This is a genomic window from Phenylobacterium sp., assembly GCF_046291545.1.
Classification (GTDB): domain Bacteria; phylum Pseudomonadota; class Alphaproteobacteria; order Caulobacterales; family Caulobacteraceae; genus Phenylobacterium.
In genome coordinates this window covers 362,534-381,706 of the sequence record NZ_JBKBSM010000002.1, presented here as the reverse complement: position 1 = coordinate 381,706, position 19,173 = coordinate 362,534, and the positions used below count along the sequence as shown (strand labels likewise).

The 19,173-nt window shown below is 69.2% G+C and carries 27 protein-coding genes; 6 read left to right on the top strand and 21 right to left on the bottom strand.

Annotated features, from left to right (window positions below):
• From ACK4YQ_RS08340 to serS, 3 genes are read right to left on the bottom strand one after another with little or no spacing between them, the layout of a single operon-like run.
• A complete protein-coding gene (locus ACK4YQ_RS08340; RefSeq protein ID WP_409610242.1) occupies window positions 1-669 on the bottom strand; it encodes a protein-L-isoaspartate(D-aspartate) O-methyltransferase in 669 nt (222 codons plus the stop codon).
• A 1-nt stretch (window position 670) separates the two neighbouring features.
• On the bottom strand, window positions 671-1,447 hold the full coding sequence (surE, locus tag ACK4YQ_RS08335; protein ID WP_409610240.1) for a 5'/3'-nucleotidase SurE: 777 nt from the start codon (window positions 1,445-1,447) through the stop codon (window positions 671-673).
• Window positions 1,444-2,724: a serine--tRNA ligase gene (gene serS / locus ACK4YQ_RS08330; protein WP_409610238.1), complete on the bottom strand. Its 1,281-nt coding sequence runs from the start codon at window positions 2,722-2,724 to the stop codon at window positions 1,444-1,446. Before serS ends, surE begins: the two co-directional genes overlap by 4 nt.
• Window positions 2,725-2,908: 184 nt before the next feature.
• On the opposite strand from serS, the gene ACK4YQ_RS08325 reads away from it, so the two are divergent.
• Entirely contained in the window at window positions 2,909-3,496 is a 588-nt protein-coding gene (locus ACK4YQ_RS08325) for a DUF2239 family protein (protein WP_409610236.1), read from the top strand.
• A 17-nt stretch (window positions 3,497-3,513) separates the two neighbouring features.
• Here the strand turns inward: ACK4YQ_RS08325 and ACK4YQ_RS08320 are convergent, their stop codons facing one another.
• From ACK4YQ_RS08320 to ACK4YQ_RS08235, 18 genes are all read right to left on the bottom strand, one after another.
• Complete coding sequence (locus ACK4YQ_RS08320) at window positions 3,514-3,984, bottom strand: hypothetical protein (RefSeq protein WP_409610234.1); 471 nt, start codon at window positions 3,982-3,984, stop codon at window positions 3,514-3,516.
• A 1-nt stretch (window position 3,985) separates the two neighbouring features.
• Complete coding sequence (locus tag ACK4YQ_RS08315) at window positions 3,986-4,210, bottom strand: hypothetical protein (RefSeq protein WP_409610232.1); 225 nt, start codon at window positions 4,208-4,210, stop codon at window positions 3,986-3,988.
• A 24-nt stretch (window positions 4,211-4,234) separates the two neighbouring features.
• Window positions 4,235-4,675 carry a D-Ala-D-Ala carboxypeptidase family metallohydrolase gene (locus tag ACK4YQ_RS08310; protein ID WP_409610230.1) on the bottom strand — a complete coding sequence of 147 codons (441 nt, stop codon included), beginning with the start codon at window positions 4,673-4,675 and terminating at the stop codon, window positions 4,235-4,237.
• Window positions 4,672-4,968 carry a hypothetical protein gene (locus ACK4YQ_RS08305; protein WP_409610228.1) on the bottom strand — a complete coding sequence of 99 codons (297 nt, stop codon included), beginning with the start codon at window positions 4,966-4,968 and terminating at the stop codon, window positions 4,672-4,674. Before ACK4YQ_RS08305 ends, ACK4YQ_RS08310 begins: the two co-directional genes overlap by 4 nt.
• A 5-nt stretch (window positions 4,969-4,973) precedes the next feature.
• The gene (locus tag ACK4YQ_RS08300) at window positions 4,974-5,861 is read right to left on the bottom strand and encodes a hypothetical protein (protein WP_409610226.1); all 888 of its coding nucleotides are present in this window, start codon (window positions 5,859-5,861) and stop codon (window positions 4,974-4,976) included.
• A gap of 126 nt (window positions 5,862-5,987) precedes the next feature.
• Window positions 5,988-8,018: a hypothetical protein gene (locus ACK4YQ_RS08295; protein ID WP_409610224.1), complete on the bottom strand. Its 2,031-nt coding sequence runs from the start codon at window positions 8,016-8,018 to the stop codon at window positions 5,988-5,990.
• 57 nt (window positions 8,019-8,075) lie between these two features.
• Entirely contained in the window at window positions 8,076-8,795 is a 720-nt protein-coding gene (locus ACK4YQ_RS08290; protein ID WP_409610222.1) for a hypothetical protein, read from the bottom strand.
• Window positions 8,795-9,217, bottom strand: a complete 423-nt coding sequence (locus tag ACK4YQ_RS08285; RefSeq protein WP_409610220.1) for a hypothetical protein — start codon at window positions 9,215-9,217, stop codon at window positions 8,795-8,797. The genes ACK4YQ_RS08290 and ACK4YQ_RS08285 overlap by 1 nt, the downstream gene beginning before the upstream one ends.
• Before the next feature lie 15 nt (window positions 9,218-9,232).
• Window positions 9,233-9,850: a hypothetical protein gene (locus ACK4YQ_RS08280; protein WP_409610218.1), complete on the bottom strand. Its 618-nt coding sequence runs from the start codon at window positions 9,848-9,850 to the stop codon at window positions 9,233-9,235.
• Window positions 9,851-10,078 carry a hypothetical protein gene (locus ACK4YQ_RS08275; protein WP_409610216.1) on the bottom strand — a complete coding sequence of 76 codons (228 nt, stop codon included), beginning with the start codon at window positions 10,076-10,078 and terminating at the stop codon, window positions 9,851-9,853.
• A 3-nt stretch (window positions 10,079-10,081) separates the two neighbouring features.
• Window positions 10,082-11,128: a hypothetical protein gene (locus tag ACK4YQ_RS08270; RefSeq protein WP_409610214.1), complete on the bottom strand. Its 1,047-nt coding sequence runs from the start codon at window positions 11,126-11,128 to the stop codon at window positions 10,082-10,084.
• Between the two features lie 146 nt (window positions 11,129-11,274).
• Complete coding sequence (locus tag ACK4YQ_RS08265; RefSeq protein WP_409610212.1) at window positions 11,275-11,658, bottom strand: hypothetical protein; 384 nt, start codon at window positions 11,656-11,658, stop codon at window positions 11,275-11,277.
• A gap of 1 nt (window position 11,659) precedes the next feature.
• The gene (locus ACK4YQ_RS08260; protein ID WP_409610210.1) at window positions 11,660-12,298 is read right to left on the bottom strand and encodes a hypothetical protein; all 639 of its coding nucleotides are present in this window, start codon (window positions 12,296-12,298) and stop codon (window positions 11,660-11,662) included.
• 70 nt (window positions 12,299-12,368) lie between these two features.
• Complete coding sequence (locus ACK4YQ_RS08255; protein ID WP_409610208.1) at window positions 12,369-12,854, bottom strand: P22 phage major capsid protein family protein; 486 nt, start codon at window positions 12,852-12,854, stop codon at window positions 12,369-12,371.
• A 260-nt stretch (window positions 12,855-13,114) separates the two neighbouring features.
• Window positions 13,115-13,744 carry a hypothetical protein gene (locus ACK4YQ_RS08250; RefSeq protein ID WP_409610206.1) on the bottom strand — a complete coding sequence of 210 codons (630 nt, stop codon included), beginning with the start codon at window positions 13,742-13,744 and terminating at the stop codon, window positions 13,115-13,117.
• A 502-nt stretch (window positions 13,745-14,246) separates the two neighbouring features.
• Window positions 14,247-14,756 carry a portal protein gene (locus tag ACK4YQ_RS08245; RefSeq protein WP_409610204.1) on the bottom strand — a complete coding sequence of 170 codons (510 nt, stop codon included), beginning with the start codon at window positions 14,754-14,756 and terminating at the stop codon, window positions 14,247-14,249.
• Between the two features lie 29 nt (window positions 14,757-14,785).
• Window positions 14,786-14,980: a hypothetical protein gene (locus ACK4YQ_RS08240; RefSeq protein WP_409610202.1), complete on the bottom strand. Its 195-nt coding sequence runs from the start codon at window positions 14,978-14,980 to the stop codon at window positions 14,786-14,788.
• On the bottom strand, window positions 14,973-15,251 hold the full coding sequence (locus tag ACK4YQ_RS08235; RefSeq protein ID WP_409610200.1) for a hypothetical protein: 279 nt from the start codon (window positions 15,249-15,251) through the stop codon (window positions 14,973-14,975). Before ACK4YQ_RS08235 ends, ACK4YQ_RS08240 begins: the two co-directional genes overlap by 8 nt.
• Before the next feature lie 132 nt (window positions 15,252-15,383).
• On the opposite strand from ACK4YQ_RS08235, the gene ACK4YQ_RS08230 reads away from it, so the two are divergent.
• The 5 genes from ACK4YQ_RS08230 (at window position 15,384) to ACK4YQ_RS08210 (ending at window position 19,127) form a co-directional block, all read left to right on the top strand.
• Window positions 15,384-16,034, top strand: coding sequence for a peptidase S24 (locus ACK4YQ_RS08230; protein ID WP_409610198.1), 651 nt, complete (start codon window positions 15,384-15,386; stop codon window positions 16,032-16,034).
• A gap of 62 nt (window positions 16,035-16,096) precedes the next feature.
• Window positions 16,097-16,540 (top strand): hypothetical protein, encoded by a 444-nt coding sequence (locus tag ACK4YQ_RS08225; RefSeq protein ID WP_409610196.1) that lies wholly within the window; start codon window positions 16,097-16,099, stop codon window positions 16,538-16,540.
• A 31-nt stretch (window positions 16,541-16,571) separates the two neighbouring features.
• On the top strand, window positions 16,572-17,135 hold the full coding sequence (locus tag ACK4YQ_RS08220) for an SOS response-associated peptidase (RefSeq protein ID WP_409610194.1): 564 nt from the start codon (window positions 16,572-16,574) through the stop codon (window positions 17,133-17,135).
• A gap of 82 nt (window positions 17,136-17,217) precedes the next feature.
• The gene (locus ACK4YQ_RS08215) at window positions 17,218-17,673 is read left to right on the top strand and encodes a MarR family winged helix-turn-helix transcriptional regulator (protein WP_409610192.1); all 456 of its coding nucleotides are present in this window, start codon (window positions 17,218-17,220) and stop codon (window positions 17,671-17,673) included.
• Entirely contained in the window at window positions 17,670-19,127 is a 1,458-nt protein-coding gene (locus ACK4YQ_RS08210; protein WP_409610190.1) for an MFS transporter, read from the top strand. The genes ACK4YQ_RS08215 and ACK4YQ_RS08210 overlap by 4 nt, the downstream gene beginning before the upstream one ends.
• Window positions 19,128-19,173: the final 46 nt, after the last annotated feature.

The window sequence follows — 19,173 nt, the reverse complement described above, 5'->3', positions numbered from 1 at the left end:
TTAGGGTTCGCGCGCGACCCCCTCCAGGAGAGGGACAAAGCGAACGTCCGTGAGGGTTTCCACCACGAATCCGCCCTGCCCGTCGCCGACATAGCGGCGCAGCGACTGGACGGGCCCCCGGCCGATCGGCGCAACCAGAATTCCGTGCGGCTTCAGTTGCGCGAGCAAGGTCTTGGGCTCTTCCGGCGCCGCTGCTGTGACCATAATGCGGTCGAAAGGCGCCTGCTCGGGCCACCCCTCCCCGCCGTCGCCGAACCGTGTGACCACGTTGGTCAGGCCGAGAGTCTTGAAGCGCAGCTCCGCTTCGCTGAGCAGGGTTCGATAGCGCTCGACCGTATAGACCAGTCGCGCGAGGCGAGAGAGGATAGTTGTCTGGTAGCCGGACCCTGTGCCGATCTCCAGAACGCGCGAGCGCGGCTCGATCTTTAGCGCCTGGCTCATCAGGCCGACGATGAACGGCTGGCTGATCGTCTGTCCGCAGGCGATCGGCAGGGCCGAATCCTCCCAGGCCCGCTCCTTGAACAGGTCTGGCGTGAACAGATCGCGCGGAGTGGCCTCGATCGCCTTCAAGACGGCCGGGTCGCTCACGCCCTGGGAGCGCAGCGAGAGCACCAGCCGGGCGAGCCGCTCCTCGGGAGTGTCCTCTTCTTCGGCCATGTCCTGGGCCATCTCACGCCTTGGGCGGCACGCCGCCCAATATCTGCTTCAACTGAAAGATCGATTCGTGGTGAGTCAGATCGATGTGCAACGGGGTCACGGAGATTCGCCCCTCATAGGCGGCGCGCAGGTCAGTCCCCTCCGCGGGCTTTGAGCGCTCCTGCCGAAATCCCATCCAATAGTAGTCGCGCCCCCGCAGGTCCGTCCGCTTTTCGGCATGGCGCACCTGCACGTCCCGGAAACCTTGCCGGGTCACCTCGACCTGGCTGATCTGCTCTGGATCGAGCGCCGGAAAGTTCACGTTGATCACGACGTCGGCGGGCCAGCCCACCTCCACCAGCCGCTTGACGATGCCTGCGCCGAACGCCTCCGCCGGCGCGAAGAACGGGTCCGCCGGCTCGACGCCGCCGGCCTGGGACAGGGCGATCGAGGGCACGCCCATCGCCATGCCCTCGATGGCGCCGGCGACGGTGCCGGACATGGTGACGTCCTCGGCCAGGTTGGCCCCGCGGTTGACGCCGGAGAGCACGAGGTCGGGCCCTCGCCCCTCGATGAGTTCGCGGATCGCCAGCATCACGCAATCGGTAGGGGTGCCGGTCACGGCGAAGCGCCTGTCCTCCACCTTTCGCACGCGCACCGGCTCGGCCAGCGTCAGGGCGCGCGACGCGCCCGACTGCTCGTACTCGGGCGCGACGATCCAGACGTCGTCGGAGAGTTCGCGCGCGATCTTTTCCAGCGCCGCCAGGCCTTCGGCGTGGATGCCGTCGTCGTTGGTCAGGAGAACTCTCAAGCGTTCGCCTCGATATGCGTCATGCCCGGCAGATAGGGATGAAGCGCCTGAGGAATGGCGATGCGGCCGTTCTCGTCCTGATAGTTCTCCATCACCGCCACCAGGGTGCGGCCCACGGCCAGGCCAGATCCGTTGAGCGAGTGCACGAAGCGGGTGCCCTTCTCGCCGGCGGCCTTGGTCCGCGCGTCCATCCGTCGGGCCTGGAAGTCCCCGCAGTTGGAGCAGGAACTGATCTCCCGATAGGTCCCCTGGGAGGGCAGCCACACCTCCAGGTCATAGGTCTTGCGCGCGCCGAAGCCCATGTCGCCGGTGCAGAGCAGCATCGTGCGGAACGGCAGTTCCAGGGCTTTCAGCACAGCCTCGGCGCAGGAGACCATCCGCTCATGCTCCTCTTCTGACTTGTCCGGGGCCGTGATGGAGACCAGTTCGACCTTGTAGAATTGGTGCTGGCGGATCATCCCGCGGGTGTCCCGCCCCGAGGCGCCGGCTTCAGATCGGAAACAGGGCGTCAGAGCCGTCATGCGCAGGGGGAGTTCTTCTTCCGGCGTGATCTGGCCCATGACCATGCTGGTCAGCGGCACCTCGGCCGTGGGGATCAGCCAACGCCCGTCCGTCGTCTGGAACAGATCGTCCGCGAACTTTGGCAGCTTGTCGGTGCCATACGCGGCCGCATCATTCACCAGCAGGGGCGGCGAGACTTCGGTATAGCCGTGCTCGCGCGTCTGCAGGTCGAGCATGAACTGGCCGAGCGCCCGCTCCAGGCGTGCGATCTGACCCTTCAGGACGACGAAACGCGCCCCGCTCATCCGGGCGGCCGCCTCGAAGTCGACGAGCCCCAGCCCCTCGCCGAGGTCCACGTGGTCCTTCGGCGACGTGATGGCGAAGGGCTCGCCCCAGCGACGCACCTCGACATTGCCGTGTTCGTCCTCGCCGAGCGGCACGTCGGCGGCCGGAAGGTTGGGCAAAGTCGCCAGGATGTTGCGCAGCGCCTCGGAGGTCTCGCGCTCGATGTCGCCCTGCTCGGCGAGGGTCGCCTTCAGCGCCTCGACTTCCGCCATCAGCCGCTGCGCCTCGGCCTCGTCCTTTCGGGCCTTGGCCTGGCCGATCAGCTTGGACGCCTCGTTGCGGCGGCTCTGGGCGTTCTGCAGCGCGGTCTGGGCGGCGCGCAGCCTTGCGTCCAGCTCCAGGATCGCCGGCGTCTGCGGCGCCAGGCCCTTCGACGCCCACGCGCGATCGTAGGCGTCGGGATTGTCGCGAATGGCCTTGATGTCGTGCATGGAACGTGCCGCAGGGATGGGGATCAGGCGGCTCTGTCTAGTGCGCGTCGCTTGGGGCGCCAACCGTCAAGAGCGCGCAGGCGCCTCCGCCGCCGCCGCCGGGCGGAGCTGGCCAGCCGCAAATTCACCCGGATGATATTGACCGCGCAGCCGCGCCTGCTATGGACGCGGCCAGGAGACGCCCATGGACGATCACCCAGACGCCCTCGCCTTCACCGCGTTCGCCGGCGATCGGCGCATCGCCGCCGGCGACCGACGCCAGGTCGCGCTCGCGGTGAAGGCTGCGGTCGACGCCGGGGCTTCCCACGTTCTGGCCTTCGAGGACGCCTCCGGCCGCCAGCTCGATTTCGACCTGAGCGGGAGCGCCGCCGATGTCGCGGCGCGCGTGGCGCCAGCGCCGGCTGGACGGGGGCGGCCGAAGCTTGGGGTCGTTCCCCGCGAGGTCACCCTGCTGCCCCGGCACTGGGAATGGCTGGCCCAGCAGCCCGGCGGGGCGTCGGCGGCCCTGCGCAGGCTCGTGGATCAGGCTCGCAAGGCCAACGCCGGCGCCGATGAAGCCCGCCAGGCCCGCGACGCCGCCTACCGCCTGATGTCCGCCTTGGCCGGCGATCGCCCCGGATTCGAGGACGCGTCGCGCGCCCTCTTCGCGGCGGACTTCGATCGCGCGCTCGACCAGGTCGCGACCTGGCCAGCGGACATTGCGGACTACCTGTCTGGACGCCTGCAGATCGCTCGCCACATGCACGCCGCGGTCGCGGCCGAAGCGGGCTGACCTCGACACGACCGGCGTCACTGGACGGCGGACTGCGCTCTCACCCATCCCTGCAACGCCGCGAGCTGATCCCTCACCGCGTTGCAGGTTTCATAGTTGTCAATGAGGGTTTCGGCGACGGCAGGGAGGTCAACGCCGGAGGCGGCACCATCAGGGCGGCCGGCGGCATCGGGAACGGTGGGCACGCCTTGGGCCGCGGCGTCGTGCAGGCGCACAAAGCCGACAGGCACGTCGCAGCGAGCAGCGGCGTCAGCCGGAACATGTCTGGGGATCTCCCGAACCAGGGTTCGATAGATGGTGCGCGCGCGCCGGGCGTCGGCCTCGTGGGCCCGGTCCGTTCCGGCGGAGATCTCCGCCCGGCGGCTCGCGATCCGCGCGACCGCGGCCTCGGCGCGCACTTGGCCCCACAGCGCCCAGGCGCCGCGAAGCTGCCAGCCGAGGCTCAGCCCGACAAACAGCACCGCGCCAGCGGCGAGGGCCCGGAACACGTCAGCGCAGCGCCGTCTTGGCCGTTCCCCGGCCCCAGATGGCGAGGAGGCCGGCGATCGAGCCGCCGATCCCGACCACCGCCTGCACGATGGCGGCCTGCGCCTCGGGATCCTTCACGCCGAACAGGCCGAGGATCGGCGGGCCGTAGGTCGGGGCGGCCGAGATGACGAGGGCGAGCAGACCGCCCCACACGCCCTTGGAGGTCAAGGCGGGCTTGGTTTCCATGATGATGTCCTTGAGTTTGAGAGATCAGTCGCTGCGCAGGCCGGGGCGATAGCCGCCGCCCGGCGCCTTGGTCCGGACCTGCCGGCGCAGGCGTTCGTCGAACGACAGGTGCACCCACGTCCCCTCCTCGATCAGTTGGTCGAAAGGGATCTCGGAGGAGGCGATGGCCCGGCACACCGCCAGGGGCGACCCAAATCCGTAGCAGTTGAAATCCACGGCCCGCCCCTTGAGGTGCGCGCTGGCCCGCGTCCCGCCGACGGCGCGGTTGAGGCGCGGCGAGCGGTAGCCGGAGGAGACCGTGATCACCCGTCCGCCGAGGAGTTCACGCACGGCTTCGAGCTGCGCCGCGGTCTTGCGCAGCGCTTCGATGACGGCCGGCGGCGGGGTGTTGTCGATGCCCTTGCGCGCCGCCGTCTGGGACGCCGTCAGCTCCTCCAGCGAAAAGTGCGGCGAAAGCCGGCTCACCGCCGACGCTCCTGCTCGGACAGGCGGCTCTCTATGCGGTTGACGGTGGTGACCAGCGACAGGGTCCGCTCGTCCATGCGCGCCACCGTTTCCGAGACGGCGGCCATCTCGTTGGTCCGCTGCTCGAGCATCTGCACCCGCTGGTCCATCTTGGCGCCCCACACGACGAGGCTGGCCGTCTGCACGAGGAGCCCGAACGCCAGCGTGACGAGGCCCCAGAGCGGGATCTTCAGGTCGATCCACGAGGGTGCGCCGGACCTCCGTGGCTCAGCGCGGGTTTCATGGTCCTGCATGACGCCTATCCGGGCTTCCATTGTCCGGAAAGGCCCCAGTTGAAGCTTGAGCTCTTTCCGGTCTGGTTGGTCGTGTTGCCGACGAAGAGCTGGAGCGGCAGGCCGCTGTAGATCTGCGAGGCCGCCGCCAGGGTCGAGATGGGGGCCTGGGCCTGGGTGTTCTGCACCCCGTAGAGCGCGTCCCCGACGGCCAGCTGGCTGGCGATGTCGGCGCGGTTGCTGGCGTTCTGCTGGAAGCCCATTTCGGCAAGCAGCTGCGCCAGCTGCACGCCCTGGTTCTGCTTGGCCAATGCAAGTTGGGCGTTGGCCGCCGAAGCCTCCTGCCGTCGCGCGGCGTCCTGGCCGGACAGGTTGGCTGCGGCGTTGAAGGCCTGGTCATAGAGATTGGCGGCCGTCGACGCGCGTCCTCGGGCCAGGGCGCCCTCCGTCTGGGCCAGGGCGATGCCGGCACGCGAACCGCCGAAGGCGCTGGACCTGGCCAGCTCCGCCGATTGAGCGGCCCGGCTCTGGCCCGCGCCGAAGTCGTAATCCGCCAGCGCGGCGTCCACGACGTTCTTGGTGTACGGGCTTTGATAGGAGGACAGGTTGTCCAGGAGGCTCTGGGCCTGCACCCGCGGCGCCTTGTAATTCCCCACCAGATTGACGATCGAGAACGCCTGGTCGAGGTAGCGGTTGGACCCGCCGAGCCGCGACGCCCCATCCGCCGCCGTCTGCTGGTATGGATTCCAGTCCGCCGTGAACGACCGTGGATCCGTCCCGGCGAGGCCCAGGGCGCTCGACGACAGGTCCTGGACCCCGGTCCTGATCCAATCTGGAACGTTCGGCGTGCTCGTGGTCGTCGACGAGGTCTTCGACTTCTCGCCCCCGATGCTTCCACTGAAACCGAATGCCATCACAACTCCTTCTCGTACCGAGGACGCGGCCCGCCGCTCGCCGTGGGCTCTCGCCCGTCCGCCGCGGGCATGGCGCGGCGCCGCCACGAGGCGAGCCGCGCAGCGCCGTCGTTCATCTTTGAAAGGTCACCGGCCTCCGGCCGGCCTCACGTCGAGCACCACCCGCCCCAGCCGGAAGAACGCCGGGGAGGACTCGACCTCGAATCTCAGGCGGTGCAGCCGCCCGGTGGCGCGCAGGTCCGCCTTCCGCTCACCGGGCGCCATGACCCCGGTGGCTTCGGAGACCGAGTCTCCCTGCGGCTCGAACCGATAGGCGTCGGTGATCTTCACGCCGCCGATCTGCCCTGCAAGGTCGGGCCAGACCTGGGCCAGCGTCGTGACGTACTCGTCGGCGAGATAAAGGTCGCCCGTCGCGACGAAGGCGCTCATCGGCGCGCCGTCGGCCGATTGCCCGCGCTCGTGCCAGTAGATGTCGCCCTCCGGGGTCGCCCCCAGCGGATAGAGCGATGGCCCGGCGTCGATCATCGCCGAGCGAGCCATCACGCCCTTCGACCAGGCGCCGGCGTCCGGCCCGGCCACCTGCAGAACCAGGTAGCGGGAGTTCTCGAAGCCCTCACGGGCGTCCGGATAGTCCCACCTCACCTCGCCGAACTCGCTGATGGACGAGGCCATGATCTTGTCGGCCTGCGAGGCGGCCAGGTTGTCGGCGAAGTCATCGCGGACCGGACAGTCGATCGGCGTCGGCGCACCGCCAAGGGTGCAGCTCCAGAACTGGCGGTCAGGGCTGATCCAGAACGCCGTCTGGCCGAACACCACAGCGGCGTTGGGCCCGATCAGGCCGCAGTTGCGCCCGATCTGGTCGAAGCGCCAGCCCTGCGCCGTCGAACCGACGAACGAGCCCAGAAACAGTCCATGGTTGGTCCAGGCCAGCACGTAGGGCCCCACCACCCGCCCGGCCACCAGCCGCCCCCCGCCCGACAGGATGATCTCCTCCGCCAGGTTGTCCGCCCGGGTCGTCCAGTCCGCGTTGTCGCCCACGTGGCTCACGCGAATGCAGACGGGATTGAAGACGTTGGACAGTTCCTCGTTGGCGCCGAGAGCCATCACCTGGCGGGTCGGCGTCACCAGCGCATAGGTCGTGTTGGCGGGCGCGTCCTTGAGCGGCGCCGCGGGCGTCGCCTTGTCGGTCGCCGCCCACTCGTAGATCGCCCCGCCGCGCGGGTTGGCGACCAGGTTCTGCCCCCAGGCCGACAGGCTCCAGGTGCGGGGGAAGTAGTCGGCGGTGGAGGGCTGGCCGAAGCCGCCCACGCCGTATCCGCCGGTGCCGAAGCCGGAGCTTCCGGTGCCGTCGACCTGCCCTCCCTCGAAGCCGGCCTGGGGCGCTACCACCACCAGCCCGCCGCCCCTCGCGGCCACCCTCGCCACGACCGACGCGCCGCCCCCGGTTGCGCTGGAGGTCGCCGGTGCGGTGAATTCGTAGCTGTAGGTGTCGGCGTCCACGACCTTGATGGGGAAGGTTCCGTTCGGAGTGACGCCCCCCACCGCCGCTGCGCCGCTGATGGTGACGCTCGTCCCTTCGGCGATCCGATGCCCGGCCTCGGCGACCTTAACGGTCGTGGAGCCGCTCGACACCGAGAGCGGGTTGGATCCGAGCGTCTTGGCGAGGTCCGCCGGCGAGGCCGCCTCGAACGAATAGCTGTCATCGTCCACCACCGTGATCGTGAACGCGCCGTCGGGCGTGATCCGTCCCACCGGCTCGGCGTTCGACACGACCACCTCGTCCCCGTTCGCCAGCCCGTGGCGAGGATGAGCGACCAGGATCGTCGTCGAGCCGTCCGTCACCGTCAGCCCATCCGTCAGCGTCCGCGCAGGCCGGCCGAGGACCGGCGTCAGGTCATACAGACCGCCGCCCTGATAGAGCTCCAGGCCTTCATGCGTCCCGAACGCGAGGTTCAACGTCGCGGCGTTGTCGGTCCATGCCAGCGCGGCCCGGCAGACGCCGCTCAGCCTGCGCCCAACGACGCTCTCCCATCCGCCGCGCACCTGAGGCCGACCGAGCCGGAATCGCATATTGTCCATGTCGACCCACCGGCCCGCCGCCGCGAACGTGGTGTCGTCCGCAAAGAGCCCTGCGGGAATGTCGAGGGGTAGTCGCATGGATTTTGATTTCCTGTGGGTGGCCGCTGAAAGGAACTGTTGCTCGCTTTCGGCTGATCAGGGTCGGAGCTCAATGAGCCCGACTAGGTTTGATCCGGTGCCATGGTCGTTTCCAAACCACTCCCAAAGCAGCTTCTGGCCAGCATAAGCCCGACGCCCCTCCCAAAACGCGAAAGCTAAATCATATCTTCCCGAAGGGGATGCCGTAATTGACTTGAGAACGAGCGGAAGAGATGGCTTCCAGTCCGCAAACCTGAGATCGAAGTCGCAGGCGACACTCAGCCATCCAAGAGATTTATCTGTCGGTGAGGCTGAGAAAGACGCCTGGAACATCGCTGGATCAGATTCAACGCACCCGCGATCGATCGCCGCCGAAGCCCCCCGCAATACACAAATTGCCGCAGCGTACCCACTCGTGGAGGGAACAGAATTAAAGGAAATGTGCCCAGCAGATATATCTTCTTTATTTAGTATCTTGTATCCGTGCTTTATCCACTGATCTACCCGGTGCTTCATTACCCAGTTTTCAAAAGCAATGAATCCGGCAGGCATTTCCGTTTGATTGTATGCACTTGCAATATAGCAAATGTCCCCCGCACTCGAGGCTTCCGGAAGACTGATGACCGTTTGATAGGGCTCAGTTCCACTATTGGGCACCCACTTTGCGCCTACGAAGAAGGGGTGGGTGGGTCGCTTTTCCATCCGCTGCACGACCCGTTTCAGGCCACCCATGCCGAAGTCCTGGAATGGCGCTATCGACCCCTGCAGCCCCTTCATCAGTAGTCCGCCCACTCGGCGGTGAAGACCACGCCCGCCGCCAGGCCCACGCCGATCGCCGGATAGACCTTCTCGCCGGGCGCCAGGATCAGCGGGTTGGCGTCCGAGTAGCCGAAATCGGTCTCGGCCGAGATCACGGTGGTCTGCGCCATGGTGTAGGCGCTCATCAGGGCGGAATCGAAAAGGCGTTTGGCCGAGCCGTCGCCGGTCATGTCGCGGTAGAGCTGCAGCTGGGTGGCGCTCACCGTGCCCCGCGGAATGGCGGTGACCTTCGTCACGCGCGCGCCATTCGGGCCGGCGGTGATCAGGGCCGCGCCGACATTGGCCGGCTCGTCGTCATAGTCGGCGTTGGCCGCGGTGCAGACGACGGTGTTCGCCTTCAGCGCCTGCGGCGTGATGATGCTGTTGGGCGTGACGGGCATGGAGTCCCCCTCGATCTAGAATGAGATGGCCAGTGCGACCGTGGTCGCGAGCGCCTTCGCCAGGATCTCGGCGCGCTTCGCCGCCTGGTCCGTCGCATAGTCGGAGATGTCGGCGACGGCGGGCTGTCCCCAGATGGCCGCGGCGCCATTGTTGGTGAGCCACTTGCCGGCGGCGCCGAACAGACTGGGCAAAGTCGCGCCGCCGCCCACCACCACGCTGGCGATGTAGTCCTTCAGGCTGAGGTCGCCGAAACCGGGAGCCCGCACGTTGGTCCCGTCGCACAACACGTCCACGATGTCGCCGGGGTCCACGCTGACCGCCGTTCCGGCGCCCGTCGTGAGGATCAGGGCGCCGCTGCAGGCGTTCCAGATGCGATAGGCTTTTGCCACCGACGGGATGGTCACGGTTGGCGCCGCAGATCCGGTGAATTTCAGCATCGCATAGCGAGCCTGGTCCTCCGTCCAGTTCGCGGCCGTCAGCGTATGGTCGCCGGTGAGCGCGATGGTCCGAAGGCCGCTGATCGCCTGGTCGATGAGCTCGAAGTTGGTGTTGAGGTGCTCGCCCCAGACGTTGATGTTCTCGCCCGTGAACTGCTTTTCCAGGCGAAGCGAGGGCGTTGCGCTCGAAGGCATCTAGATCACGGCTCCCGTGTCCTGTCGGACCCAGCGCGTCCCATCCGAGACCGCCAGGATGTTGAGGGTCGAATTGCGCAGGACGCAGTTCGGGTGGTCGGCGGCCGGCGGCATCTCGGCCGTGGCGCAGGCGAACACCGGCGTCGGCCCGCGGGGCGCACGCGGCCGATCGAGTTCGCGCTCGAGTTCCAGCTTCAGGGCCTCGAGGGTGGTGGCTGTGAACCTCATCGCCTAGCTCCAGGCGCCAAGCGCCGCATCGTGGGACGCCCAGGCTGCCGGCGCGGCGCCCAGCACGGTCCAGTTGGCCCCGGAGTCGGCTGCGGGCAGCCAGAGGCTCCCCCCGCCCATCGTCAGCCGGCTCAGGCCCTGCCCTCCGGCGGCGCCCAGGAGCGTCCCCCGCTTGAGCATCTCGCCGACCGCGACCGCGCCGCCGATCGCGAGGCCCCCGACCGCGCCGGGTCCCGCCGCCAGATCGCCGTCGGCCTTGCCGGAGCCCACGGCCGATCCGCCCACGGGACGTCGCGCATCGATGGCGAACGCGGCGACGGCCGATCCCGCCGCCACGGCGGCAAGGGGTCTGGCCGCCGCCGCGGCCACGGCCGCCGCGCCTGCGCCTGCCGCGGCCCCGCTCAGGACATGACCTGCGCCGCCGATGGTCGGCGCCGCGGTCTTGTAGGAATGGCCGGACGGCAGGTTCGCCTGCAGGCCATACTTCCAGGCCGCCCAGCCCTCGAGGCGTTCGACCTCGTCCATCGTGGGGGCGTAGTCCAGCAGCACCAGCTGGAACAGGTCACCATCCATGAAGGTGGTGTCGGCCGCCCCGCCCGCGCCGAAGTACCAGGTGCGGGCGCTGTAGTTCGGCACAGCGCCCGCGCCGCTGGCCGAGAACGTCGTCGCAGTTCCGTTCCTGCGCAGCAGGTGCGTTGCGCCCAGTTGCGCCGCCGCAAGAGCCGGCGCTACGCCCCAGTATCCCGGGGGGTCCAGCTTCTCCCAGTAGACGGCGGACGGATAGCCGGAGGCATACCAGGCCGGGCCCCCGGTGGAGTCGTCGTCGACCAGGTAGCCCGTCTGCCCCGCGTTGGGGAACGCCCCGTGCCCGATGAAGAACGCATAGTTCGACGACTGGCTGACGCGCTTGCGAAAGACCGCGAAGCAGAACGCCTCCCCGCTCGTCCCCCATGCCGGCAAGGCGCGGCTGACGTACTCGTTGTTGGCGTCGAAGGTGACGCCGCTTGCGCCGTTGAGGGGCGACGCCCGGGTCGGAGGGCCCGAACCCACCGTTGCGGCGCCCCCCGTCCGATCCCTTGGCCGTCCACGCCGTGAGCTGGTTTGCCCCGTTGAAGACGGCTTCGTCGCCGTCGAGCCAGATCCGCGGTTCGGCCGCGAGGTCCGCCGGCGTCCACAGCGCCATCTGCGCCTGGCCCCTAGTCTTCGGAGCAGACGACGGCGCCCGCCGCCACCGTGCCGCTCTCGCCGTCGTTGATCGTCCGGGGCGTGGTCAGCGCGCCCACATAGAGGCAGTTGCCGCTGCTGGCCGCATCCCAGATCGAGAAGTGCGTCACCGTTCCCCAGTTCCCGCCCGCGGCGGTGAAGGTGTGGGTCGAGGTGTTCGAAGCCGAGCCCGAGGACGCCGCGCCGAAGCTCGCCGCCTGGCGGGCGTAGCCGCTGCCGGACAGCTCGTTGGCCGCGCCCGTTTCGCCCGGGTCGCCGGTATGCAGCGCCAGATAGCGGGCGCCGGGACGGCTCGGCGTGGCGCCGCCCAGAAGCCAGTCGACCACCGCGGTCTCGGCGTAGTTCGCCTTGGTCACGTCAGAACTCCCTTGCCGTGGATGATAGGGCGCGCATCGTCTGAAGCCCCGGCTCGGCCTGCAGCGGACCGGCCTGCGTCGCCTGGCCGGCGCGCACGCCCGCCAGCGCCGCCTCGTAGCCCGCGTTCCAGATCGGCAGGGCTTCGGGATCGCGCAGATAGGGGGCAGCCTGCAGCAGCGCGCCATAGAGGTAGGCGTCGGGGGCCTCGGCCAGCAGCCAGTTGGCGGCCACCGAAGCCGAGAGCGCCGGAATCTTCGCGTAGTAGGTCAGGGCCACGCCGACCGGTCGCTCCGGCGCCGGGTGGACCTGGAGCGCCTCTCCGGCCAGCGCATAGCGCTGCGGTCGTCCAGGACCGGGGGAGGCCGCCTTGAGCGCCGCCATCGTCTGCGGCGGCGCTGGCCTTAGCGTCTGTCCGTCGTCCCCCGTCAGCGCCACCACCTCCAGGAAATCGCCAGGCAGGCTCGTGAACTCCGCTTCAAGGCTTGCGCTCGCCCGGGCGATCATCCGGCGCACCCGCAGCGTGCGGTTCATCTGCGCCTCGGCCAGGGCGACGAAATCGGGGATTCGCGCATTCAGGTCGGCGCGGTCCAGCCAGTCGGCGACCGCCGACTTCAGGTCGGTGTAGGTGGAAAGCGTCATGGCCCCGCCGATGAATGGAGAAGGTCGAGGGGCGGGTTCGGCCCCGCCCCTCCCCGCCAGCGCCGCGGCGCTAGTTGTTGGCCAGCCGGCAGGCCAGTTGCGGTCGCAGCGTTTGGTAGCCGTAGAGCACGTCCAGCCGGCACGGGAACTTGTCGTTGTTGATGTCGTACTGGCGCACGATCCGCATCGACACGCCGTCGAACACCTCGCGCGCCGCGAAGTCGACGCCGCGCGGCATCACCATGTCAGCCGAGGCGAAGGCGAAGGCCCCTTTGTGATAGGCCATCGAGATCCCGTGCGGGGTCGAGGCCGTACCGGCCACGGTGATCGCTGCATTGTCCGCCGGCGAGCCGGAGACGTTCTGCGTCGCGCCCGCCGTCACGATCGCGGGGCTGATTGCGACGGTCAGGTTGCCCGAACCGTCCGCCGTCCCGTCCAGCTCGCACGCGCGAGATTGGAAGCGCAGGCAGTGCGCTGCGCTTAGGGCGACTTCCGCCTGGGGATTGGTCGCTGTTCGTGGCTGTGGCCGCATCCGACGAGGTCGGGCGAGCCGCATCTGCAGATGGTGGACTAGCGAAGAGAAACGCCTTGCCGGGCCTTTGCTCGTGGGCCCAGGCCGCCTTGACCGGGATCCTCATGACCTTGCGCCACATGAAACATGCGGTGGCGCGGAGTCGCGCCCATCGCCTCGACCATCTTTAGACAGGGGTGTGGCGCGGTCGCTGATCGCGGCGAGAGGGGGGCCATCTCTGGGAGCCCAGGCTTCGTCCCATTTCCACGCGGCCGTCGGCCGCTATCCGTCCGCTCACGCGCCTTCTATGCGCCGGGAGCTTCATATCCCGTCGCTCGGAAGATTGCGTCTGGCGGTCCGACCCATTGGCCGCCGGACACCACGCGCACCCAGTATTTCTTGCCGTCGTACGGAAGGAGTACGTCTACCGGAGTTCCTGCCCACTTGTAGAAGTCCAGCAGGTTTTCCAGGACCTGGGCTTTTCGCCTCGGATCCTCTATGGGCGTCAACTTGTCCGGCGTCGTCGAAAACGAACTCACGTCGACGCCGTAGTTGAAGGCGCTGCCGCCATCCGTGTCTTCCCAGAAGTAGACTTCGCCTTCGGCGTCCTTGTAGACGCTCTTGTTCCCCTTCCCGGAGACGGTATCGCCCTCCCCGCCGCCGCCGGCCAACACGCCGCTGACCTGAAGCGCCGGCCGTACGGCCTGGGCCTGTTCGACGGCGCGGGCCGTCTCCTGCCGCCTGGCCGCCTCTTCGCCCTGGTGGGCGCGATGCAGGATGATCCACAGGCGCGGGTCGGCCACCTGCCGCATCTCGTCCAGCGTCACACCGAAGGCCTGGGCGTATTCCACCAGCTTCATCGCCACCTCCGGCGACCAGCCCTCGATTTCCTTCGACAACACCCGGCCGGTCTCAGCCAGGCGTTCGGCGAGCACCCGCTCGACCTGCGCCTGGTGCTGCTCGCTTCGGCGCGGAGACAGCCGCGGTCTACGGCCTCATTTTTGCTAGTTTGGCGTTTGGCGCGCCGTTCCTTGGGCTGGGCGCGACGCTCTTGATCAAGGCGGCCCGGTCGGTCTGGCGCACCGACCTGCGCACGCGCTGACGTGACAAATGCTTGGCTCCGCGCCCTGTCGCGGTCCTGGGCTCCCCCAGGGTGTCGGGCGACGCTTCCGCGATCGTGCGCACAGTGACGCTACGGGCCGGCTCGTTCATCCAGTTCGCGGCGGCCAAGGCGATCGGCGCGTTCGCCATTCTCCTCGCCATGGCCTGCGAAGAAGGCGCGCCTTCTGATCCTGTCGGGCATGCAGTCCTGCCGGCCGGCCCTACTGCTCCGCCCGCCATCCCTGCCGCTTGGCGCAGCGTTCGCCGTTCAGGGCGCGCTCCCCATCTGGCGAACGCGCTTCGCGGACCGCTGGTTCTAGGACTTCACCTGGGCCGCTAGCGCTGCTGCGGTTGAATCACGCCGGCCACCTTCATCCGCTGCGTCTGTGCCTCGAACGCGTCGATTTCCAGCTTGCGGGCCTCCAGCGCCCGATCATTCTCAAGTGTGTCGATCTTCGCTTTGGCGGCGGCCAGGGCCTGAACCAGCTGGACCATCTGCGCCTTCGCCTGCTCGATCTGCGGCGACGGCGCCCCGTCCCGTAGTTGCGGCGGCAACAGCGCGCTCAGCCGTCCGGCGATCTCCTCGGCGCCGGGCCAATCCAGGTTGCGCGCCAGAAGGTCGCCGATCACCGGCGCGGCCTGCGGGAAGGCCCGGATCAGCTCGATCATCTGGCTGGCCGCTTCCTCCCGCCGGCTGGTGAAGCTCGGCCCCGCCCGCACCGTCAGGTCGTACTTGCCCGCGCCCAGGTCGTAGATCTTCTCGATCTCCCGCACCTGGCCCTGGGCGTCGGCCAGGACCAGCAGGCGCTCGCGCTCCCGGCGCGCAGGATCGAAGATGCGGGACATGGATGGTCTCTCTGTTCGGGAGGTTGGGCTCAGGCGCGGCCTCGGGCGACCACGGCGTCGGCCAGGCGGTAGACCGCCTCGCTCGCGCGCGCCTCGCCTTCCAGAACCACGAGGCCGGCGGCGGTGTGGGCCAGGAGTTCGCGCAGGAACAGACCGCGCTCGTCGGCCGCCCGCGCCCGGAGCTGCGCCGCGACCAGCGCGGCCACGTCACGATCCTCACTCATGGCGCGAGCGCCCGTCGTTGCGGGCGGGCCACGCCAGCCGGCAGGTCAGCACCGGACGGCCGTCCGGCCCCTTGGCTTCGGCGAAGGCGGGAAACCCGCCCTGCGCCATCACCGCCGCCACGTGGAGCGCATGCCGAGCGAACCGGGGCTGCTGTTCGCCGCCGCCGAGGGCGCGTGCGCTGAACCGCGCCTCCAGCGCCGCGGCCTCCCGGGCCCCCAGGGAGAGTTGGGCGCGGGTCGATGCGGGGCTGGCGCCTCCGCGCCGGAGCACGGCGTAAGCGGCCGGATCGGCGGGTCTGGCGGGAATGGGGGGCGGGTGTCGAGGCATGGGCGAACTGTATAAAACGTACACATGTTGCGCAATCGGAATCTGTATGCAAAATACAGTCCATCCACAGACGCCATGATCGACGACCGCTCCCATCGCCTGCGACAGGCCCGCCTGGAAAAGGGCTTCGAGACCGCCGCCGCGGCGGCGGACGCGTTCGACTGGAACCGCAACACCTACGCCTCCAATGAGAACGGCAACGCCCCGTTCTCCTATCGCAAGGCCAAGGAGTACGCGGCGGCTTTCGGCGTTCGCCCCGAGTGGCTCTATGACGCCTCCGGCCCGATGCGCCCGGCCGCCGAAAGCGGCTTGGTGCCGGTTATTGGCCGCGTGGGCGCCAATCCCGATGGCGTCGTCCTCTTCGCCAACGGCCAGGAAGCTGGCGACCTGGCGCCGATTCCGCCTGGGGGAACCGACAGCGCCGTTGCGCTTCGGGTGGTCGGCCACTCCATGCGCGGCGTCGCCGACGACGGCGCCCTGATCTACTTCGAAGATCAGCGCACCCCGCCCACCCCCGACATGCTGGGCCATGTGGTGGTCGTCGAGACCGACACCGACGAGGTGCTGGTCAAGCGGCTGCTGCGCGGGTCCGGGGCCGGTCTCTACGACCTCGAGAGCGTCGCCGGCCCGACCCGCCAGGACGCCCGCATCCGCTGGGCCGCTCACATCACGGCGATCATCCCGCCGTTCCAGGCCCGCAAGATTATCCGCTCCAGCGCCGCCTGAGCGCTCGGCCGGCGCAGCTAATATACACTTGACCCGATTGTGTATATTTTGTACATTTCGTCATGGCCGCCGCCCACGATGACCTGAGCCGCCTGATCGCCCTGGAGCAGGCGATCGACCGCGCCCACATTTCGGCGCGCGACCGCGAAGCGGCCCGTCACCGCGGGGTCGCCTGGTCGGGCTTCGCCCCTCCTCCCGCCCTCGTACGGCCGCCTCAGGCTCTCGACGCCGAGGCCCGCGAAAAGCTCGCCCGCCTCGACGCCTGGCGCGCTTCCGACGCCGGCCGCCTCCTCGCCGCCATCGCCGAGAGCCAGCGCGCCGCGGCGGCGGCCCACGCGGCAGGCGAAGCGGCCCGCGCCGCCCTGGCGCGGAATCCGCGGGAGCCGACCGAAGGCTGCATGGCCGCCGCCGAGGAGATGGCCGCCCGAACCCTCGCCGCCTGCCGCGCCGCCCGGCGCGCCCGCCGGATCGTCCGCCGCGCCGCCGCTCAGGCCGGCGGCGGATAGGGTCTTCCCAATCCGGTCGAGCCGGAGCCTGATGGCGGCTATGTGCAACGAGATCCGCTTCCGCCAGTCGCTCGATCAGATCGTCGAGGACTTCAAGGCCCTGCAGATCCCGGTAGCCTGGACGGGGGGCGCCCCCAACCTCGAGCCGCGGGACTCCATTCGCCCCACCGATCCGGCCGCGATCCTCGTGGGCCGCGACGGCGGCGCGGAACTCCTCCAGCTCCGATGGGGATTTCCGCGGCCAAAGGGCGGTCCGGTGATCAATTTCCGTTCCGAGGGCCGCCGCTTCCCCACCGGCCGCTGCCTCGTCCTCGTCGACGGCTTCTACGAGTACACCGGCGAGAAGTCGCCCAAGGCCAAGTGGCTGGTGACCTCGACCCAGGGCGACCTCTTCTGCATCGCCGGTCTGATCCGCGAGGATCGCTTCACCTTGCTCACCACAGCTCCGGGCCCTGACATCGCCCCTTATCACGACCGTCAGGTGGTGCTGCCGCCCCCCAGCCAGTGGGCCGCCTGGCTCGACCCGTCGGCGTCCGACGCTCCGCCCATCGCCCCCCTCCCCGCCGGGACCCTCAAGGTCGAGCGCATCCGCTGACGCGCCCCCCGGAGGTCGCGCTTGATCGACCCGCCGCGGCCATATAGATAGTTCGCCGACCTAACTATATGGCCGCAGATCCGTGCCTCTCGACGCCCTCTCCGCCAATCCCGCCGACCCCGAAGCCCTCGCCGAAGCCCTGCGGCCGGCGATCCTGCGCGTCTCGCGGCGCCTGCGGCAGGAAGCCAAGAAGGTCGGAGTCTCGGCTCTGGACGCCCTGCTCCTCGGCCAGATCCTGCGCAACCCCGGCGTCGGCGTCTGCGACCTCGCCGACGAGGAGCAGATCTCCCGGCCCACCATGAGCGGCCACGTCAAGCGGCTCGAATCCGCCGGATGGGTCAGCCGCACGGGCGACGCCGAGGACGGCCGCCGCTCCGGCCTCACCATCACTGAGGCCGGCCGCGAGGCCCTGGCCGCCATCCGCCGCCAGCGCAACGACTGGCTGGCCGCCCACCTCGCCCAGCTCCCCGCCGAGGCGCGCCTGGCCCTGGCCGCCGCCGCCGAGCCCCTTCTCCAGCTCTCCGCGGGGCAGCCGTGAGCCAGCTCGAGGATCTGCCCGATCCCTCGGCGCGCGCCGCGCCCGCCGCGCCGGCCGAGCCCACCGCCACCGTCGGCTGGATGATCCCGGCGATCATCGGCTCGGCCCTGCTGATGCAGACGCTGAACGCCACGGTCCTCTCCAACGCCCTGCCCACCATGGCCCGGGCGCTCCATGAGGACCCGCTGCGCCTGAACCTGGCCATCACCATGTACATGCTGGCCACTGCGGTCTTCCTGCCGATCAGCGGCTGGGCGGCCGACCGTTTCGGCGCCAAGCGCATCTTCCTGGCGGCCATGGTGCTCTACGCCTTCAGCTCGGCGGCCTGCGGCCTGGCCAACTCCCTGCTCGACCTGGTCCTCGCCAGGGTCTTCCAGGGCGCCGCCGGGGCCATGATGGTGCCCGTCGGCCGCCTGGTTCTCCTGCGCACCACGCCCAAGTCCGAATTGGTCGGGGCCATGTCGGTCCTCACCATGCCGGCCCTGCTGGGCCCGGTGATCGGTCCGCCCATCGGCGGCTTCGTCGTCACCTTCTGGGACTGGCGCTGGATCTTCTTCGTCAACCTGCCGATCGCCGCGATCGGCGTCACCCTCGTCGCCCGCTTCGTGCCCAATGTGCAGGAACAGGCGGTCTCACCCATCGACTGGCGCGGCCTGTTCCTCACCGGCTTCGGCATGGCCGCCTTGATCTTCGGCTTCGAGAATCTCGGCCGCGACATCCTGCCGGCGCCGGCGGTCCTCGCGCTCTTCCTGGGCGGCGCCTTCAGCCTTTGGGTCTATGCGCGCCAGGCGCGCGGCGACCCGCATGCGATCCTCGACCTCACCCTCTTCCGGGTGCAGACCTTCAACGCCTCGGTGGTCGGCGGCGCCTTCATGCGCCTGGCCATGGGCGCAACGCCCTTCATGCTGGCCCTGCTCCTGCAGCTCGGCTTCGGCATGTCTCCGTTCCAGGCCGGGCTGCTCACCTTCGTCAGCGCCGCCGGCGCCCTGGTCATGAAGACGGCCGCCCCGCCGATCCTGCGCCGCTTCGGGTTCCGCACCGTACTGGTCGTCAACGCCGTCATCACCGGCGTCCTGTTCATGGCCTACGGTCTCTTCCAGCCGGAAACGCCGCACTGGCTGATCATGCTCGTGCTGCTGGTCGGCGGCTTCTTCCGCTCGCTGCAGTTCACCAGCCTCAACGGCCTGGCCTACGCCGACATCGACCAGTCGCGGATGAGCCGCGCCTCGACCATGTCCAGCATGGCCCAGCAGCTCGTCCAGTCGATCGGGGTCGGCCTGGCGGCCATGCTCATGCACCTGTTCATGACGGCCCAGGGGCAAACGCACCTGACGGCGGCGGCGATCTCCCCGGCTTTCATGGTGGTGGGCCTGATCACCTTCGTCTCCCTCGCCTTCTTCCTGCCCTTGCCCAGGGACGCCGGCGACGAGCTCAACGGGCGCGTAAAACGCTGACCCGCCGCGTCCAGGCGTCGCGGCAGGCCCACCCTTAACGCCTTGA

What these genes read in the sequence shown, in the direction of transcription:
- ACK4YQ_RS08340 (WP_409610242.1), bottom strand. Translation starts at nt 669, where the DNA reads ATGGCCCAGGACATGGCCGAAGAAGAGGACACTCCCGAGGAGCGGCTC.
- serS (WP_409610238.1), bottom strand. Translation starts at nt 2,724, where the DNA reads ATGCACGACATCAAGGCCATTCGCGACAATCCCGACGCCTACGATCGC.
- ACK4YQ_RS08325 (WP_409610236.1), top strand. Translation starts at nt 2,909, where the DNA reads ATGGACGATCACCCAGACGCCCTCGCCTTCACCGCGTTCGCCGGCGAT.
- ACK4YQ_RS08315 (WP_409610232.1), bottom strand. Translation starts at nt 4,210, where the DNA reads ATGGAAACCAAGCCCGCCTTGACCTCCAAGGGCGTGTGGGGCGGTCTG.
- ACK4YQ_RS08305 (WP_409610228.1), bottom strand. Translation starts at nt 4,968, where the DNA reads ATGCAGGACCATGAAACCCGCGCTGAGCCACGGAGGTCCGGCGCACCC.
- ACK4YQ_RS08300 (WP_409610226.1), bottom strand. Translation starts at nt 5,861, where the DNA reads ATGGCATTCGGTTTCAGTGGAAGCATCGGGGGCGAGAAGTCGAAGACC.
- ACK4YQ_RS08295 (WP_409610224.1), bottom strand. Translation starts at nt 8,018, where the DNA reads ATGCGACTACCCCTCGACATTCCCGCAGGGCTCTTTGCGGACGACACC.
- ACK4YQ_RS08290 (WP_409610222.1), bottom strand. Translation starts at nt 8,795, where the DNA reads ATGAAGGGGCTGCAGGGGTCGATAGCGCCATTCCAGGACTTCGGCATG.
- ACK4YQ_RS08285 (WP_409610220.1), bottom strand. Translation starts at nt 9,217, where the DNA reads ATGCCCGTCACGCCCAACAGCATCATCACGCCGCAGGCGCTGAAGGCG.
- ACK4YQ_RS08280 (WP_409610218.1), bottom strand. Translation starts at nt 9,850, where the DNA reads ATGCCTTCGAGCGCAACGCCCTCGCTTCGCCTGGAAAAGCAGTTCACG.
- ACK4YQ_RS08275 (WP_409610216.1), bottom strand. Translation starts at nt 10,078, where the DNA reads ATGAGGTTCACAGCCACCACCCTCGAGGCCCTGAAGCTGGAACTCGAG.
- ACK4YQ_RS08260 (WP_409610210.1), bottom strand. Translation starts at nt 12,298, where the DNA reads ATGACGCTTTCCACCTACACCGACCTGAAGTCGGCGGTCGCCGACTGG.
- ACK4YQ_RS08255 (WP_409610208.1), bottom strand. Translation starts at nt 12,854, where the DNA reads ATGCGGCTCGCCCGACCTCGTCGGATGCGGCCACAGCCACGAACAGCG.
- ACK4YQ_RS08245 (WP_409610204.1), bottom strand. Translation starts at nt 14,756, where the DNA reads ATGTCCCGCATCTTCGATCCTGCGCGCCGGGAGCGCGAGCGCCTGCTG.
- ACK4YQ_RS08240 (WP_409610202.1), bottom strand. Translation starts at nt 14,980, where the DNA reads ATGAGTGAGGATCGTGACGTGGCCGCGCTGGTCGCGGCGCAGCTCCGG.
- ACK4YQ_RS08230 (WP_409610198.1), top strand. Translation starts at nt 15,384, where the DNA reads ATGATCGACGACCGCTCCCATCGCCTGCGACAGGCCCGCCTGGAAAAG.
- ACK4YQ_RS08225 (WP_409610196.1), top strand. Translation starts at nt 16,097, where the DNA reads ATGGCCGCCGCCCACGATGACCTGAGCCGCCTGATCGCCCTGGAGCAG.
- ACK4YQ_RS08220 (WP_409610194.1), top strand. Translation starts at nt 16,572, where the DNA reads ATGGCGGCTATGTGCAACGAGATCCGCTTCCGCCAGTCGCTCGATCAG.